This window comes from Chryseobacterium sp. 22458 (genome assembly GCF_052044975.1).
GTDB lineage: Bacteria > Bacteroidota > Bacteroidia > Flavobacteriales > Weeksellaceae > Chryseobacterium.
In genome coordinates this window covers 681,802-699,974 of record NZ_JBQEOA010000001.1, presented here as the reverse complement: position 1 = coordinate 699,974, position 18,173 = coordinate 681,802, and the positions used below count along the sequence as shown (strand labels likewise).

Below are 18,173 nucleotides of genomic sequence, written 5' to 3'. Positions count from 1 at the left end.
CGTAATAATTCCAATTTTATAGAATTACAGCAAAGAAATGACCTTTAATCGCAGAACTGTTTACAGTAGCCATATTACTGTAATTTCTATATGTCTCAATTTTAAAATTAAGACGTCTCAATTTTAAAATCATACCCCCGGTAAATGTTTTCCCATCCTTAATCCGACTAATTTTGGATCAACAATTCAATTGAATCCGGCCGGGATCAAGTCACAAAACGTAAGAAAATGAAAAAACTAATCACACTGATGAGCACTACATTTTGCTCATTGATTATACAGCAATGTACAGAACGTCATCTTGATTTTGAAGAGGTCGAAATAGAAACGGCGACATCAATTGTAAAAAAAGGCGACAGTAAAAACTCCGCCAAAGATTCTGCAGGTTCAGGATCAGAAATAGTCATTGTAAAAGATCCCCCTGTTCGTGACGGAGACGACTGGCGGCAAAGTTCAACTAAATAAAAAATGGTGATGAATCCTCACACTTCTTTATCGATTGCCACAGGGTCACCATGTCCGACCAGTGGCATTTGGGAGAGTGTGGGGAGTTTTAAAACCACCGTCGCTCTCATGGAGGGTGCTGTAATGCCACCTTACTGTGGAAGAAAGGTTATCTGGAAATTACTGATAGCCTGTTAAACTAAATAAAACTAATATATGAAACAATTTATTGAACGGTTGTATACTGTGGTCTGTTTCTTTTTCATTCTTTTATTTTGCTATGCTGCCATCAGCAAGATCATTGACTTTGAAACGTTTAAGGTTCAGATTACCCAATCGCCTTTATTGAACATTATTTCAGGTTTGGTATCGTACGGAATTTTAGCCGTTGAACTTGTGGTCTGTGGACTTCTTATTTTTGAGCGCTCAAGGCTTTTGGGTTTATACTCATCATTTGCGCTAATGGTCCTATTCACCATTTACATTTATATCATTTTACATTACAGTGAGTTTGTTCCCTGTTCATGTGGTGGTATTCTGGAAAAGATGGACTGGAATACCCATCTGTTGTTCAACATCATCTGTGTGATTATCGCAGGCACTGTGCTTATTTTAAAAATAAAGATTTCGGGTCACCGCATTATGAGACCTGTGATCCTGCTATCTCTAATTTCAGTTGTATGTGGAATTTCACTGGTACTACTCTACCAGAGATCTGAATATATGCTGATTAAAGAAAACAACTTCACACGCCGATTGCTGAAACATCCTTTCGACTTGGAAAAAAAGTACAATCTTGAACTCGATTCCTACTATTTTGCAGGTTCCAGCGGAGATTCAATTTACCTGGGGAGCAGTAAAACACCGTTTGTATACTACTGCATTGATGCGAAACTCAACTATCTAAAACAGCATACCGTTATTCCGGATCACTTTAACTTTGAGTTCAAGAGTCCACGTATAAAAGTTAACCATCCGAATTTCTATTTTTTCGATGGAACAGTACCCGTTATTTATCAGGGGATTGTGGGAAAAGAAAAGATGCGTACCATCAGTTTTCATCAGAGCTATTTTTTGCAACTTCAACCAATGATAGAAGATCATTTCGCAATGATCGGTTATTCTAAAAAAGAAGATATTCAGTCTTTAGGGCTGTTATCAACAGGCTCCTACCCTTCATCACTGTTGAAACCAAATCTTTTGGAGAAAATCAATGACGGAATCTTTGATACCGATGGAAAATTGTTATTTGATGAGACTGCGGAGAAGTTGGTCTATGTCTACAATTACAGGAATCAATTTGTCGTTGCAGACCAGCAGCTTGAACACAGCCATACTTTTCAAACCATTGACAAGCTCCAGATCCCAAAGATTGAGGTGACCCAGCTGTCCGACGGAACTAAAAAAATGAAAAATCCGTCAACGACTGTTAATAGAAACGCATTTGTGTATAAGGGTGTTCTTTTTATCGAATCACCCCGTATGGGAAAATCCGAAGATAAAAAGCAATGGAAAAAATCTTTTAGTATTGATATGTATGCTATCAGTGAGCAAAAATACCTGGGTAGTTTTTATCTGCCAAAAACCTCTGAGTCGTCGATGACGGGACTGATGGTCAGTAACAATACCCTATTTACAATTATTGGAAATGAGTTGATCAGATATCGTTTAGCGCAAAACATTACTCAACATTTCATTCAGGGGAAGCCGAAAACCTGATCCAAGAGTAGGCACCAAAACAAATTTTACATCATGAAAAAAATGAGAAAAATCGCGCTGCCTCTAGCTATTTTCGCTTTAGGAATCGGAAGTGCGTACGCTTCCACAGCGTCAGACAAAACAGAAAGTGCAATTCAAAACGGATTCCGTTATGATCCAATGGCTCCGGTAGGAGAAGAATGTGTCGAAACCACTAATTCTTGCAGCACAGAATTTAACGATGAAATCTGTACTTATACAGACTCTTCGGGACAGCACAATCTCTTTGATCAAGGTTGTGTCAATGTATTGTTCAAAATAACTTAACCATCAACCAATTAACCAAAGAAGGATGCTAAACAGCATCCTTCGTTTGTTTCAATATCCACGGAACATTTCTTTTACCTTTTAAAAAATACTGCCACCATTCTATTATTCTCGTTGTAAGATCTTTCTGAAGTTTAGAATCTATAATACCGTGATTTTCGTCAGTATAGAACAATGCGATGACCGGCTTTCTATATTTCCTAAGAGCACTGAATGTTGACTTATTTCCTTCGGGACTGACATTTGTATCCTTCAGACCTGACCATAGCAGCATAGGAGCTGTAACCTGCTCCATATAAAATAAAGGACTGTTTTTAATATACTTTTCCTTATTTTCTGAAAAATCTCCAAATGAATACTGTCCATGTTCCAAGCGTGCATAGTCAGGAGAATAGCTACCATAATTAAACGCAAATGCGGAATGCATAGGGTCTGAAAAACCAGTTCCTGAAATATAGGCTGCAAATCGGTTCGATTGCGTTGCAATAAAATTGGTTTCGTACCCTCCAAATGACCTTCCCATCAGTCCTACCTTTGTCATGTCAGCCTGCTCAATTTTCGAAAGCTGATCCATTGCCTGATTCACACAATAGAGCGCTGAAATTCCCGGACCTTCAGATTCCTTTGTAATATCCGGCAACATCACCATAAAACCTGCTTCCAGCAATAGCCGAATGCTGAATCCATCCTGATTTCTGAAAGTGGGCTGCAAATAATCATTGTGATACTTTCTTTGAACTTCATAGATATATACTACTACAGGCAATTTTTCATTCTTCTTTATGTTCGGCGGTAAATACAACAAAGCAGTTAAGTCTTCATTATTAGGCCCTTTGTACTGTAATCGCTTCATCCCAATTTTTAACGTAGTATCCGGATGTTTTGAGTCATACAGTTGCTCCGCTGTCTTTTTTGCAAAGCCTTTCTTCATGATCACCGGATTTTTATTGTAATTTTCAGCAATCCAATAGTGTGATTTGGAGGTATTATTCCCGGACAGTGAACTAATTTTATCATTCGTCTGATTAATAACCGTTTTGACAACTCCATTTTTCCAACTGATAACCGAATGTTTTACATCATCTTCAGCAATAACTTTTAACAGCAGTTCCTGATGCAAATCGACAACAAACCCTGAAATATTGCTATCATTAAAGACAGGATCCTTTCTCGCGTTCAGAACCTCCAGTTTCCCCTCAAAAGTCTTTAGCTTATGCATCTTTGAGCTCTTCATATCCTGAGACCACAATTCATTGTTTAAAGTCCATAATACTGTTTCACCTGCGAAGTACGGAGAAGCATCAATTCCAATAGACAGGGCTGTTTTTTTCCCTGTAGCTATTTCGTAGCTTATCCACTGACCCTCTTCTTTATACAGCAATATTTTACCTAAAGGATCAACCATTGTATATTTAAGAATTTCGTCAACATAAATATCTGATCCCGTTTTCGCATCATACAAAAAGGTCTTTTCAGGGACAGGACTAATTTCGGTATCCCTGTAATCTACCTGATCAAGATTCTTTTCAATTGACAGGTACATCCCTGATTTTCCTGCTGCAATACCGTCAATAAAACGGCTATCTATCTGTTGGATTTTATTTTCTTCGGGAAACCAGACCACACGATTAGGTTCATAAACCTTACGAAAGTGTCCTGTAAGATTGACTTCATTGCCATACCAAATATCGAGTCCGTCATTGTTCATTTTTTCGTAGTTCCCTAAAATCAAAAACAATCCATCTTCATTAGCAGACGGCTTATTACTGATTACATCAAAGTACTTTTGCCCATTCACTACCAGTTCTTTCGATTGATGATTGTGATCCACGTAGATGGCTTTCAAACCTTGCTTTTCCATTACAGTCATCAACCATCCGCCAGATGCCATTTTGGATTCGGCCAGTGAATACACCTCACTTTTTCCACTGTATATTTTTTCTGATTTTTTTTGAACACTGCTGAAAATTGAAATTTCCTTCAATTCATCAGTACTTGTGTAGAAAGCTAAATTCTGATCTAACGGCTTAACCCGGTCGACTTCAGACATTTTGTAAATCACTTTCAAATCTTTACTGTACACTTCAACCGCGTTAGCCTTTTTCGCATCATAATGGATCCAAAAAAGATCATTTGATTCAATGGATCCGAATGCTTTTACGTTTTGAAACTCTTTTGTCGTTCCTTTTACCGGGTCTTTAAACTCTACTGCACTTCCCTTTTGGATCAGCAGATTATGATCATGGATAAACAGTATATTTTTAGCATCAAACTTCATCATCTTTTCAGGATGTTTTGTATCTATGACATTCATTTCCGAAGGTTTTGTTTCGTATACTCCCTGCCACATCATCCATCGTCCGTCTCTCGATACTTGCAACAAACGAATTTCTTCGGATTGCTGAACTATTTTCTCTAGTTTCTCAATATTACTTTGTGCGGGAAGCTTTTGTAACAACGCCATCACAATAATGATGAGCAGTTCTATAAGCCTATTCAATATTTTCATTGTTTTACTTCTTGTTAATTTTAATTATCTCATCCATACACTTTTCTTTAGTACCCTTCATTTTGAGGATTCAAATTAGGATTCAGCAGAAGTTCTTTCTGAGGAAGAGGCCACTGACGATGGTAAGATTTCCAGTTTGCTTTTACAGAAAGCAGCTGATCCAATTGCCCCCATCTCTTTAAATCAAAAAAGCGGATCCCATGTTCAGAGAAAAACTCCTTTCTTTTCTCCTGCTTTAATTCTTCTTTAGCGGAAGTGGGATTCAATCCTGTTGAAAGGGCTGACAGACCAGCTCTTTGCCGGGTTCTATTGATATAAGGAATTGCTTCAGCAACTTTATTTTGCTGAACGAGAACCTCGGCATACAAAAGGTAAACTTCCTCCAGCCTGAAAATCACGGAGTCTTCAGAAGTGTTGGCTCCGGCAAGGTTTTTATATTTTACCGCTCTGTAATTAGTCTGTCCTTGGGACGTCACGGTAGCAATATAATTCTGCTTACGCAGATCATTTGCCGAAAAACTATTCACCAGATCTACATTGAGCATATAGGTTGTCGGAATTTCTGAGAAATTATAGAGGGCCGCTTCCTTTGTGGCATCACCGCTGTTTTTGGGTTTCAGCTGCCAGATGATGTGCGTACCCGTTTTCTGAAAAACCTTTGTGATATCATTTTGAAAAGCATAATCCGAGGACTGCAATACCAATTGCAGAAGATTTTCAGCCTCAGGCCATTGTTTACGCAGTATTTTCAATTTTGCCCAAAGCAGATTTGCGATGTTCTTATTCACATAAATCCGTTCGGCATTCCGGTATGCAGAAGGTAAAAGATTCACTGCCTGCTCCAAATCAGCATCTATACGGCTTAGCAAATCATCGGCTGAAAGCTTGGAAAGTTTGCTGTTAATCTGATAATCTGTCGTATCGGTGTATGGTATCTCTCCATAGATCTGCTGTAAATAGAAATACAGTAAAGATCGGATGAAGAGAGTTTCTCCGGTGATACGGTTTCTGGCACTTTGAGAAAGGGTTTTGGAATTCTTTACCCCTTCAATGATACTGTTTGCTGCATAAATATGCTGATAAGCATTTGTCCACACATTGGATACAATCAGGTTGCTTGATATTTGCTGATTGTAATACAAATCAATAATGCTGTTGCTTCCCGGTGAAGACACTGAAGCAATATCATCGGTATACATACCTAATAGAAGCCCCATTCCGTCTGATCCTCCGGAGATCAAAGAATTATTCCATAAGTTAGCATAGAGCCCGGCTAAAGCAGCCTCGGCGGTCTGTTCATCTTCAAATACCAGTTCTGTGGGTAATTGATTGGAAGGAAAATCTGTTTCTATCCACTGCTCACAGGAACTAGCGGTTAATGCTGCAGAAACAGCAATGATGATCATATATGGTTTTACTATTGTTTTCATTGTAATAGAACATAGAGGTTAAAAAGTGAGTTGAAATCCTAATGAGTAGGTCTTCAGCGGAGGAAGATATCCCACCACTGTAAACTCGGGATCAATCCCAAAATAGTTGGTCAGCGTAAGAAGATTCTGTCCCTGCACATAAATCATGGCTTCCTTGATTCCCATCTTCTGAACAGGAATACTGTAGTTGATCTGTACATTTTTAAGACGTATAAAAGAAGCATCACTGATGGCTGCCGTGGAATTCTGAAAATAAGAATGCAAAGCATTTTTCTGTGCATTTGTTCCTGCACTGTACTGCATGTACGTTCCATTCGGATTTGACGGCGACCATGCATTTAATACTTCCACAGGCTGATTGCTCATTATTCCCGGAATCAGCATACTTTTATTGTAGTTCCAGTTTCTTTGTTTGACAAACTGGAAAAGAAATGATGCTGACCACCTTTTATATTTCATAGCAGCGGTCCATCCACCGAAAAACTCCACACCGATTTTCTCCACCACTTTATTATCATCGGGTGAACTGATTTTTCCGTCACCATTAAAATCCGTAAAACTGTAGAGCCCAGTCTGAGGGTTGACCCCTTCAAACTGATATACTTTAACAAGGGTCATGGGATATCCGATGACGTATTGGTTCGCATAGGTTGAACCTTCAAGATTCGGAAATTCTAACAAAGTATTTCGGGGTATAGACAGGTTCAATGATGATTCCAGGCGTAGCTCTCCAACTCTCAGTATCTGTGCAGACAGATCAAATTCCCATCCTGTATTTCTGACTTTTGCAGGAAGATTTGACTGAATCGTTGGAAATCCCGTTGTTGCCGGCAGCGGAATACCTACCAATTGATTGGAGGAGGTATTGCTGTAGTAAGCGGTTGACAGGTTGATTCTGTTCTTCAGAAACCCCAATTCAAGGGCAATTTCTTTTTTGGTTGTCTTTTCCCAGCTAAAATCACGGTTGTACAACCTTGAGGGAGACAATCCGGTAATGCCGTTATAGATATTGGTTGTTACCGAATAAGTATTCAGGTACTGATAATCTCCTATTTTATCATTCCCTGTTGTTCCGATACTTCCTCTAAGCTTTCCAAAACTCAGCCATGATAATTTCTTCATCCATGGCTCATCTGAAAATATCCATGCTGCCCCTACAGCACCGAAATTTCCGAAACGATTTTCAGGACTGAACCTGCTGGATCCGTCTCTCCTACCCGTAAGATTCAGAATATACCTTTTCCTGAACTGATAATTGAACCGGGCAAAAGCAGCGGTATAATAATACTGGTTGACCACCTGATCCGATACCGTCTTTGTTTTGGATGCCCCGAGGTTCTGAATCAGTGCATTGCTTTCAAAGCCTACGCCCTGTATAGAGCCCTGCCTTGTTTCGGACTGCTGTAAAGTCGTTCCCACCAGAATATCAAAATGATGATCTTTCCATTTAAAATCTGCATTGATCTGCGGTTCCAACAGATAAGAAAATACGGTCTGACGGTTAAGTGAAGAAATGGAATTTGCGCTGGTCAATCCGGATGCGGGATTATACATAGTATGAGGTTTCAAACTTCTTTCTTCAAAATCCTGATAGGTTACCCCTCCATTTAATTTCAGAGACAGTAACGGAAACAGGCGGTAAGAAATATTTGTCCCGTTGTTGATGAATGTTGTTGAATTCAGATATTGACTGTTAAAGGATGCTACCGGATTGTTAAACGTATTGTTCTCCCAATTCAGATTTCCATTAGTATCATATAAAGCCGGAGCATTGGGACTTAGCTGAAGACTTTTTTTGGTCATGTCATCATTCTGAACATTATTTTTCTGAAACGAAAACGTATTGTTCATGTTAGCCTCCAGTTTATTATCAGGCGATCTGAAAGTAAAATTACCCGTCAGATTATTTGTTTTATATTTAAAATCCGCTGGAAAGACCGTGCTCTGCTCCTGATGTCCGTAACTGATGAGATAGGATGAATTCTCTGCTCCACCACTTAGAGACAGCTGTACAACCGAAGCATCGGCAGTATTTCCGATCAGTATTTTCTGCCAGTCCGTGTATCGATTCTGATCCCATGCTTTAAGATCATACGCAGAAGCAGGAATCGTTGTCACTCCATCATTGGCATAGCCTTCACGTCTCATATTGAGATACTGCTCGGTGTTCATCATCTCCATATGGTTGGCTACTCTACTTAAAGAATAGGCAGTGTTCAATTTCAGTTCCGTTCTTCCTTTCCTACCCTTTTTGGTTGTCACAATTACAACCCCATTGGCTCCACGCGAACCGTAGATAGCCGTTGCATCGGCATCTTTTAATATTTCAAAACTTTCGATATCATTGGGATTAATTGCATTCAGCGGATTAATTGAGGCAGATGGCAAAATGGTTACAGCATATAAAGAAGGCGTCTCCGCACTTAAGGGCACCCCGTCAATAATATAGAGCGGCTCATTTCCTTCCCTTCGCAGGCTGTTCTTACCCCGAATCTGAATATCAAAACCACCTCCGGGAACTCCTGAGTTCTGTGTAATGCTAACCCCTGCCATGCGTCCCTGTGCCGCAGAAAGCACATTGGTGACGGGCTGGTTCTCAATATCCTTAGCCGACACCTTTCCAATACTACCCGTTCTTTCATTATCTTTTACTTTATAATAACCCGCATTGATGACCACTTCTTGAATTCCTCTGATCTTAGTATCCTGATCAGCATTACGATCAATACTATCATTAGCATCAGAATCAGCATCACCATGTTTACCATGACTATCATCATCCACATCATCACGCAACAGGTCAACATCAATGACCATTTGTCCTAATCCTGCTGAATCATTATCCTTTTTATCCAAAATAACAGGAATCGCTCTCTCTTTGTATTGCGGATGCATAAACAAAAGAACAGGCTTTTGCTTATTGTTACGGGCATCACTCATCTTCAAAGTGAGCATAAAAACACCATTGGAATTGGTTAGGGTGGTTTGATTGGAATTCTTCTTTGAAACAGTCACCCCGGAAAGAGGTTTATTTCCTGCAGTGACCGTACCTGAGATAACTTGAGTCTGAGCATTGACATGCGTGCACACTACTGTTAACATTAGGGTAAGACCAATGCCTCCTATGTTGATATAGGATTTTTTCATAGCTTTGTAAAGGTTTTTAATTAACTTTAAATTCTCACGCTCTTTCCCGCTGTCGTCAAACTGTAAGGGAAAGGGCTTTTTTTATATTTTCATTTATATTTCGTTTATCAGTATTTCTTTCCAGTCATAATATGATCGGGTTCCTATAAAACAATAGCGTAAATTTTCGTCGTTTAAGATTCTATTTAATCAGGATAAATTAAAACTTTCCAAGTGCCCATGGTATAAACAAAGGGTGTGTGGTCCAAAAGAGCTCAGTGACCTCAGACACCGGAAAGCATATGAATGAAAAATTTGTCCCATGTAAGCTTAAAAAGCCACAATAGGCTGTACCCTCCTATTGTATCGTGCACTCTGATACTTATGTTGTAAGCGGGCTTAGATTTTAATGTAGAGATTAAGCGAACAGCATGAAATAAAATGGCATGGAACTCTACATTATCCTAACTGAGGCACTGGTATGCCTTACATACAGATAAGAGAGCCCACGCCTAGGTCGTGAGCTTCCTGCTTATCGTCTCGTATGTTTAAAAATTACCAGTTTTCAGTTAGAGATTCTAAGCAATAGCTTCTAATATTTCGTTGAAGTATCGCAAAGTTACGTTTATTGTAACCTATTTACAAATATAGTACAATTTTCTATTTGTAGGTTAATTCAACTACAAATATTTGTTCGAATCTTTCCAAATTGCCCATGTATTGCTGATTTAAATGGATAGAGCGGAATTTCGAGTAGCTTTCGGTAAGCAAGTTGAGAAGTTTAGAAAAAAACTAGGCTTGAGTTATCGCGAATTAGCTCAAAAATGTGATGTGGATCATAGTAACATTAGCAAAATTGAAAAAGGAGAAGTTGATTTAAGAATTTCAACAATACAAGAATTATCTAAAGGATTAGAAATACATCCCCAAGAATTATTTAATTTCAAGGTTATTGAGAAAAATTAAACTAAAAATTAAGCATTTATAAAAAAAGTTTAAAAATAAAAATAAGAGAAAATCCTGACGAGAGTCGGGATTTTCTTTACATTAAAGTTATATAAAATATTACCTATTCATATACTTGTAGAGATCTCTAAGAAATTTTTATATGAATTTTAAAAAATTAATTCTGAATAACGACTTCTGAAATATTCGTAGCTTTACTATTAATTTACACTAATCCTTTAATTGTAATTTTATTGATAATTCTAAAACGGAACAAACTAATTATGCAGCGACCCAACCATTCCCTTTTGAAGCCTGAACTAAAATATGGGAATATAATTTATCGCTAACGGAAGAAAAGTCTCTCCTATCATAAATATTAGGTAGAAGATCATCCAAAACAATTTCAATTGTATTTTTAACTTTCAACTGGCTTTGTGTATCTCTAAACCAATCTTGTATAAGAACAGATGGTTTTTCTTCTTTCAAAGTTTTCAAAAGATTTTTTGCAGCAAGCTTTACCTGTTGTCTTTCTTTGACTGAAATTTTTTCTTTTAAAATTAAATCAAAGATTTCTTGTTCGGCTTCGGTTAGATTCTCTCTCTTAGCTCTGAGTGTTTCCTGATGTGTCTGACTAGTAAAATCAATTAATTCGTCATAATAATTATCTGTTAAAATTCCTCCTGAGTTATATCGGTCTACTATTGCTTGAAATCTCTCTAGAAATGAAATTCTAGTTACATTTTGGGAAAGCATCTGTAAAAGTTTACTTTCTAAAAAAGCTCTTAGGTCTGCAATTTCAATATTTTTATACTTCTTTTGGGGAAATTCTTCCTTTAGCTTATCAAAATTTAAAGAAGCAAGATTCAGTTCATTTTTATATCCCTTAATTGTAGTTTGGTAACTGGAAATATTACCGGTTAGATTTTCCTTTGCTTCATCTGTAGTTAAAACACTTTGGTCTAAAAGTTCACTAATACGATTTTCAGCATTTGCTATATTGGCATCCCCTATATGAGAATCTACTACACCTCTTAGATAATGTATAACTTCAACAATTTTGTATTTATCTCTAAATTGTAAAATATCCGGCCTACAAGCTTCATACAAACCAAATGAAGTGTTGTCGTATACATTAAATTCTTTTCTTAAATTATCATTACCTAATAAAATATCTGCATAAATATTAAATAGTTCAAGTTTAGAAAAAGTTTCATCACTATTAACAATTTCGTTAAGATCAATTCCCTGATTTATACAAAAAGTATTACAAGTTTCTATTGTCTCATCTAACAAAACATATAATTGCGAAAAATCCTGTACTGGATCTTCTGCTTCTCCATTTTGTTTTTTATCTGCTTCATTCCCATTTCCATAATCAGCTAATGCTTTTTTGATATTCCTAAACACGTTATAATAATCAACAACCAACCCGTTCTTTTTTTCAACCCCATTTATAGGAGGAGCTACACGGTTTGCTCTTGCAATTGTTTGCATTAATGTGTGATTTTGCATAGGTTTATCTAAATACAGGGTAGAAACTGTTGGAGCATCGAACCCTGTTAACCACATTGCACAGACGAAAACCAACTGCAGAGGATGCTTTTCATCTTTAAAATTATCTTCAATACTTTGTTGGTATTTATCTAAAGAATTGAGCTTTCTTCTGTGATATTCTATATTTAGACCTTTTTCTTGAAATCTTTCATCTTCATTTGCATCTTCGCTTATCACAACAGCCATTTCTAACTTATTGAGGTAATTAATCGTATTTTTAAGCCCTTCTTTTATAATATCGGATTTTTCTGTACTAAGCTCTTTTCTTAGCTGTTTAAGCTGTTCTTTGATATGCTTAGTAACTTTATCATACATATTGACAGCTGTATATTTATCTACACAAATTACCATTCCTTTTCCTAAATAACCTCGTCTTGGAAAATGATACGCAATATCTTTAGCAATTGTTTCTAAACGATCATCTCGTTTTATAACCTCTAATTCTTTTGAAAATTTATTTTCCAGTTTTTGCTGTTGTTGTTCATCTAGATTCTCTTCTTCAAGAATTTCAGCTAGCTCATCATTCAAATCATCATTTGTAATTTGAACCTCCGGAAGTCTTTTATCATAGAACAACGGAACTGTTGCTCCGTCATCAATTGCCTGAGCAAAATTATACTCAGAAACATAATCTCCAAACCATGCATTTGTTTTCTTTTCCTTTCCTAAAAGTGGAGTTCCTGTAAATGCTATAAATTGTGCATTTGGCAATCCTATTCGCATATTTTCTGCCAAAGAAGCATATTGTGTACGGTGCGCTTCATCTACGATTACAATTATATCATCTCTTTCAGAAATAATTGGATACTGTTTTCCTTTTTCGTATCTAAATTTATGAATGAGTGTAAAAATGTATTTTTTATTAGTCTTTAAAAGTGTTCTTAGCTCTTCGCTATTATTTGGCAGTACCGTATCAGATTCTTTACTAGCTCCCATATTCACAAAATTCCTGTAAATCTGGGTATCCAAATCAGTCCTATCAGTTATAACCAAAAAAGTATAGTTCCCTTTAAATTTTCTAAAAATTTTCCGAGTGAAGAAAACCATAGAATAAGACTTTCCACTTCCCTGAGTATGCCAAAAAACACCTAATTTTCCTTTTTTTTCTTTTCTCTGGGCAAATGAATCAATCGCTTTATTGACCCCGATAAACTGGTGATTTTTAGCACAAATCTTATAATCGGAATTATAGAACATGATAAAATTTTCAATATAGTCCAAGAGCTTTTCTCGTTGAAATAGACCCTCAATAATATATTTCAAACTAGTTGCTTTTTCTTTAATACTTTTTCGGTCTGGTCTCTCTTTTTCATCTTCTATACGGAGCCAACTTGCAAAATGCTCCCAAGGAGCTGTAAAAGAACCTAAACGAGTTTCTTTTGCATTCGACAGAACAGTAATTGCATTGTACCAAAAAAGTTGTGGCAATTCTTTTTTGTAATTGGTCAAATTATCCAAATAAGCATTTTCAACAGATACATTACTGTTTTTAAGTTCTATCAAAACCAAGGGCAAACCATTTATGTATAAAATAACGTCAGGTCTTCTATATCCCAAATCTCCTTTTACCCAAAGTTGGGTAACTGCACAGAAATCATTTTTTTCAACATCATTAAAATCAATCACTTTAACTCTTTCTTTGATCTCTTTACCTTCACTATCATCGTATCGAACAGGAATACCGCTTTTAAGCATATTATAAACCTCAATATTGGCTTTTACCAAACTCATTGCTCTTTTCCATTTAGTAAGCTGATCTATGGCTTGTTCTATAGCCATTAGAGGAATATGAGAGTTTAGACTTACAAGTCTTTCTTTGAGAATGTCTTTTAAAACTACTTCACTTTTATCGAAACGATTAGAGCCGTCTCGCAGATTAGCTGCATCAGCTGTATAACAATTCAAATTCCTCCATTTATCACTTTGCTTTTGGAGTTCTTGTATTACGGCAACCTCTATGTCGTCTTCTGATAAAAAGTTTCTCATGGTTTAGCTTAATTCGTTAATAGTTTTTTATCCCATCCTTTAAATATAATAAATTGAATACATTCTTCGGTTTCTTCTTCGGTAAATTTATTCCATTTTGTAGGAAAATCGGCTTTTTCCGTTTTCCATTCTTTGAAAGCATTTCTGATAATGTTTAGATTTAAACTTTGAGTATCTGATATTGCTTTACAAGTAGTATTCAATAATTCTATTTTCTTACTTCTTTCTTTGGATGGATAATGAGAATACACTTCTAAAAGGTCATCCATAGCTTTTTCAAGCTTTTCAATATTAGGAGTATAATATTTTTTATCTAATATTTTTTCTTGATTTTTTCCTAACGCTAATACCTCAAAATTACTATTTCCCATTTTTTCTTTTACAAAAAAATGGTCTTTGCCATAAAGCATCTTTCTTATAGCTCCATCATAAGTTCCAAAATGCCAGTTCTGCCAATTGAAACCAGTATAGACACCATACAATTTTTCAACTAAATAAGTATTTTTAGCCAAAACCATTTCTCCGGAAGGCATATTCTTTTCATGCTGTTTTTTGATGATGTAGGCTAATATTTGCTTTTGCTTAAAAGGCGTTATTGTTTCCTTACCCTGCAAACAAGCATCAGGTTTTATATACAATTGCCCACTAATTAAACGAGGCAATAAAAGATTTTTGGTATGTATTAAATTTTCATTTTGTTTTACAAGGTTATCAATTTCTATAAAAATAGGTTTGACCAAAATTTCAAAATCAATCATTAATTGTTTATCTGGAACAATAATATCTACTTTTCTTAACAATTTTTGTCGGATACCCCCTACTGTTGAGCCTGTTGTTTTGGCTTGTATAAGACTTTGCCCACCTTGGCTACTTAAAAACATATATAAATAAAATGGAGAAATTTTTTTACTATTTGCTCGAATACAAAATACTCTTTGGCTAAGAACAAGTTTCATTGAATTAACAAGAAAATATAACTCTCCTAATGGAGCTTCCGAAGTCATTAATATATCAAAAGCCTCAAGATTTTTTGACATCCATTTTGAATACAACTCTTCGCTAACTTTTTTGCAATCATCAAGTTTTACAAGATGTCCTTTTTTAATATTAAGAGCAGAAACTGCTTTGATTCCATCTTCACTCCAATCATAACCTAACTTAGCTGGCGTAATACCTCTTTTATCAATTATATCATTAATTAAGCTATTTAACGTTTTGACTTCCCAATTTTCAGGAAGACCTTTTACAAATTTTACTTCTTCATAATTAGGGAATCGCATTCTTACAAACCACTCTTTATAAAGTTGTTCTAACATTTTTTCTAAAACAACAATACGTTTTTGATTTATTTCTATTAGCTGTTCATAATTATTAAGTATTTCAGCAATGTTCCTTTGTACTTCGACATCTTCCGGAATTAAAAGGTTTATTTCTTCAACATCGGAAGGACTTATATTTGCCTGATTTGCAGCTCCAGTTGCTTTTGATGCAATTTCTACTCTCAAACTATTATGAGAGAGATAATAATAGAGAAAATCAAGGTTCAATTTTTCTGGTTTTTTCACAGAAATTTTTCCAGCACGTTGATTCAATAACGAAATATTATCAAGTCTATATTTAGCAATCCTTCCTACAACAGAATTAGGCTGGCTAAGATGAGATCCGGTTAATGATATTAACAAGTCTCCTTTATTCAAAAGATATTTTTCATTAATCTTATTTAGGAATTCTCTAGATACATAACTGCATTCATTCAGATTAACATATCCATTTTTAATATTGTTAATTTTTACAACTGGTATATCATTTAAATCATTATTCAAATCATTACTTTTAAAAGCATACCCACTAATTACTTTGGCAACTTCTCCTAATTTTATTATACAAAATTTAGTTTTCATAGTTCAGCACACTAGAAGTTGACAGTATATTTGAAATCAAGTATTGAGATTTAAACGATAAATCTTGTAATTCCCCATTAAGTTTTATGATTTCTTCAGCAAACTCTTCCACTGTCATACCATCCTCCTCTATTACAACACCAACATATCGTCCTGGATTTAAAGAAAAATCCTGTTCTTCAATTTCTTCATAACTTGCTACTTTACATAACCCGATGACATCTTCATATTTACCCTCAACGAAACGTTCCTGCAACCATTGGATTTGCCTCAGATAATATATTGCAGATTTACCTTCAGTTTCTTCAGTATAGAGTGCTTCTTTGTTGATTTGTTGATTGGTATACTCAATAAAAGCATCTAGATTGAATTTTACTTCTTTTATACTTTGGATGTTTTTCCAATGTTTGTCATTTTTATCACGCAATTCTTTTTCAGCAAGTTTGTAAGCTTTTTCAAAATCTCTAAATGCTTTTTCAAAATCTTTTCTAACATGCTTCTTTTCATCTTCAAAAGCTTTTAAAAACTCAGCAATATTTAATTGTTTTTCATTAGAAGATATCTTAGTTTTTATATATTGCTCTAAATGTTTTTCAGCTTGTGTGTATTGATTTATATAAGAGCTACTCCCCAAATCCTTAAGATCTAAAATATCTTCAAAGCCTTCTTTCTGAATAATTTCTTTTTTGGTTTTATCAAATTCAGTCTTTTTATACCATTCAATAAAAGATTTTTTGAATTCATCAAAAGTTTTAATGAAATTTTGATAACTAGTCAGACAACTATTCAAACTTTCATAAATAAAATTTAAGTATTTGTCGATCAATCCTAAATATGCTTCATTTTTACCATGATACAAACTTGTGATGATGCCTAAGTTCCAAATCTGCTCTTGAGTGAATTCTCTGTTTGCTCTATCTACTTGATAATAAACATTTCTGGCATCTATGAAGAGAATATTGATTTTACTTTTTTCTGTTTCAAAATCATTAATCTCTTTGCTCTTATCAAAGAACCATAAAGATGCAGGTAAAGTAACTGTACTAAAAAGATTGGAGGTTAATGTAACCATTTGAGAAATCAATCCTTTCTTAACTAAAGATTCTCTAATATCTTTTTCTGAATTTCTGGCATCAGAAGCCGAATTTGGCATTACCAAAGCCGCTTTACCATTGGGCTTTAAAGAAGTAGCAAAAAGGTTTATCCATAGGTAATTAGCATTCGGTACCAGTGTAACTTCTCCTTCCTTCTTTTTTGTAGTAGGTTTTGTTTTATTTTGTGGAATTCCAAAAGTTTTAAAACGTTCATCATCCTTGATTCTATCATAGTTTACGTCCTTTACATTAAAGGGTGGATTTGCCATTATATAATCAAATTTACCAAAAGAATCATGAGGATCTTCATAATAGGCATTTGCTTGTCTGATATCACCCCTTAATCCATTTACAACAATATTCATCTTAGCCAAATTAACTGTAGCTAATGTTTTTTCTGAACCATAAACAAAAAGGTCTTTTTCTTCTGAATTATCTTGTTGTCTTCTTCTTTGGTCTATAAAATTGGAACATTGTACAAACATACCTCCAGAACCACAAGCAGGATCAAATACAGTACCTTTAAATGGTTCTAACACCTCAACCATATATTTAACAACAGAGGTTGGGGTATAAAACTCTCCTCCTCCTTGCCCTTCAGCTAACGCAAACTTCCCAAGAAAAAACTCATAGATTTTACCAAAAATATCTCCTGTTGCATTCTCTGGTATATCTGAAAAAGTTTTAAGAAGTGATTTTATGAGAGAATTATCATCTCTTGTTAATGAAAAGTACTGATCTTTGGGCAAAACATCTTTGAGCTCAGGCTTGTAACTTTCAATTTCATCCATTGCTTCCTTGATGGCTTTAGCAATATCTTCTTCTTCCGCCAAATTCAAAAGGTAATTATACCTTGCTTTTCTTGGTAAGTAGAAGCCACATTTTTCAATTGCTATTTCATGAATTGTTCTTTGTTTTCTGCTATTTTTTTGAGCTTCTAATTCTGCTTCAATTTCATTTTCGAAAATTTTATATTTGTTATCTGCAAATTTTAAAAAAATCAGCCCCAAAAGCGGAATATCTATTTCATTAAGCTTTAAGTCAGAATCAGAACGCATTTTTGTAGCAGCGCTCCACAGGTCATCCTTAAGCTTATTTAATTCTTTATTAGTCATTTATAAATTGCTATCTACATGGATAATTTAGATGGCAATTT

Annotated in this window: 10 protein-coding genes; 4 read left to right on the top strand and 6 right to left on the bottom strand. The window is 35.4% G+C overall.

The window, feature by feature from the left end; translation table 11 throughout:
* Nucleotides 1-228 precede the first annotated feature (228 nt).
* The 3 genes from ACTJJF_RS02960 to ACTJJF_RS02950 all read left to right on the top strand — a co-directional run bounded on the left by ACTJJF_RS02960 (nt 229) and on the right by ACTJJF_RS02950 (nt 2,469).
* A complete protein-coding gene (locus ACTJJF_RS02960; protein WP_253316711.1) occupies nt 229-465 on the top strand; it encodes a hypothetical protein in 237 nt (78 codons plus the stop codon).
* 195 nt (nt 466-660) lie between these two features.
* Complete coding sequence (locus tag ACTJJF_RS02955; RefSeq protein ID WP_440698639.1) at nt 661-2,163, top strand: MauE/DoxX family redox-associated membrane protein; 1,503 nt, start codon at nt 661-663, stop codon at nt 2,161-2,163.
* 42 nt (nt 2,164-2,205) lie between these two features.
* The gene (locus ACTJJF_RS02950; protein WP_440698638.1) at nt 2,206-2,469 is read left to right on the top strand and encodes a DUF6520 family protein; all 264 of its coding nucleotides are present in this window, start codon (nt 2,206-2,208) and stop codon (nt 2,467-2,469) included.
* 28 nt (nt 2,470-2,497) lie between these two features.
* On the opposite strand, the gene ACTJJF_RS02945 is transcribed toward ACTJJF_RS02950, so the two are convergent.
* From ACTJJF_RS02945 to ACTJJF_RS02935, 3 genes are read right to left on the bottom strand one after another with little or no spacing between them, the layout of a single operon-like run.
* Nucleotides 2,498-4,978, bottom strand: coding sequence for an alpha/beta hydrolase family protein (locus ACTJJF_RS02945; protein ID WP_440698637.1), 2,481 nt, complete (start codon nt 4,976-4,978; stop codon nt 2,498-2,500).
* A 47-nt stretch (nt 4,979-5,025) separates the two neighbouring features.
* Complete coding sequence (locus tag ACTJJF_RS02940; RefSeq protein ID WP_440698636.1) at nt 5,026-6,408, bottom strand: RagB/SusD family nutrient uptake outer membrane protein; 1,383 nt, start codon at nt 6,406-6,408, stop codon at nt 5,026-5,028.
* An 18-nt stretch (nt 6,409-6,426) separates the two neighbouring features.
* Nucleotides 6,427-9,555: a SusC/RagA family TonB-linked outer membrane protein gene (locus tag ACTJJF_RS02935; RefSeq protein WP_440698635.1), complete on the bottom strand. Its 3,129-nt coding sequence runs from the start codon at nt 9,553-9,555 to the stop codon at nt 6,427-6,429.
* A 711-nt stretch (nt 9,556-10,266) separates the two neighbouring features.
* Between ACTJJF_RS02935 and ACTJJF_RS02930 the strand changes: the two genes are divergently transcribed.
* On the top strand, nt 10,267-10,500 hold the full coding sequence (locus ACTJJF_RS02930; protein WP_336703176.1) for a helix-turn-helix domain-containing protein: 234 nt from the start codon (nt 10,267-10,269) through the stop codon (nt 10,498-10,500).
* 261 nt (nt 10,501-10,761) lie between these two features.
* On the opposite strand, the gene ACTJJF_RS02925 is transcribed toward ACTJJF_RS02930, so the two are convergent.
* Genes ACTJJF_RS02925 through ACTJJF_RS02915 form a run of 3 tightly spaced genes read right to left on the bottom strand, consistent with a single transcriptional unit; the run spans nt 10,762 to nt 18,132 of the window.
* Nucleotides 10,762-14,022 carry a type I restriction endonuclease subunit R gene (locus ACTJJF_RS02925; RefSeq protein ID WP_440698634.1) on the bottom strand — a complete coding sequence of 1,087 codons (3,261 nt, stop codon included), beginning with the start codon at nt 14,020-14,022 and terminating at the stop codon, nt 10,762-10,764.
* 8 nt (nt 14,023-14,030) lie between these two features.
* Nucleotides 14,031-15,923 carry a restriction endonuclease subunit S gene (locus tag ACTJJF_RS02920; RefSeq protein ID WP_440698633.1) on the bottom strand — a complete coding sequence of 631 codons (1,893 nt, stop codon included), beginning with the start codon at nt 15,921-15,923 and terminating at the stop codon, nt 14,031-14,033.
* Nucleotides 15,913-18,132 carry a type I restriction-modification system subunit M gene (locus ACTJJF_RS02915; protein WP_336703181.1) on the bottom strand — a complete coding sequence of 740 codons (2,220 nt, stop codon included), beginning with the start codon at nt 18,130-18,132 and terminating at the stop codon, nt 15,913-15,915. The genes ACTJJF_RS02920 and ACTJJF_RS02915 overlap by 11 nt, the downstream gene beginning before the upstream one ends.
* Between the last annotated feature and the right edge of the window lie 41 nt (nt 18,133-18,173).

Bases quoted from the DNA above. Each gene is read 5' to 3' on its own strand.
- ACTJJF_RS02960 (WP_253316711.1), top strand. From the start codon at position 229: ATGAAAAAACTAATCACACTGATGAGCACTACATTTTGCTCATTGATT.
- ACTJJF_RS02955 (WP_440698639.1), top strand. From the start codon at position 661: ATGAAACAATTTATTGAACGGTTGTATACTGTGGTCTGTTTCTTTTTC.
- ACTJJF_RS02950 (WP_440698638.1), top strand. From the start codon at position 2,206: ATGAGAAAAATCGCGCTGCCTCTAGCTATTTTCGCTTTAGGAATCGGA.
- ACTJJF_RS02945 (WP_440698637.1), bottom strand. From the start codon at position 4,978: ATGAAAATATTGAATAGGCTTATAGAACTGCTCATCATTATTGTGATG.
- ACTJJF_RS02940 (WP_440698636.1), bottom strand. From the start codon at position 6,408: ATGAAAACAATAGTAAAACCATATATGATCATCATTGCTGTTTCTGCA.
- ACTJJF_RS02935 (WP_440698635.1), bottom strand. From the start codon at position 9,555: ATGAAAAAATCCTATATCAACATAGGAGGCATTGGTCTTACCCTAATG.
- ACTJJF_RS02930 (WP_336703176.1), top strand. From the start codon at position 10,267: ATGGATAGAGCGGAATTTCGAGTAGCTTTCGGTAAGCAAGTTGAGAAG.
- ACTJJF_RS02925 (WP_440698634.1), bottom strand. From the start codon at position 14,022: ATGAGAAACTTTTTATCAGAAGACGACATAGAGGTTGCCGTAATACAA.
- ACTJJF_RS02920 (WP_440698633.1), bottom strand. From the start codon at position 15,923: ATGAAAACTAAATTTTGTATAATAAAATTAGGAGAAGTTGCCAAAGTA.
- ACTJJF_RS02915 (WP_336703181.1), bottom strand. From the start codon at position 18,132: ATGACTAATAAAGAATTAAATAAGCTTAAGGATGACCTGTGGAGCGCT.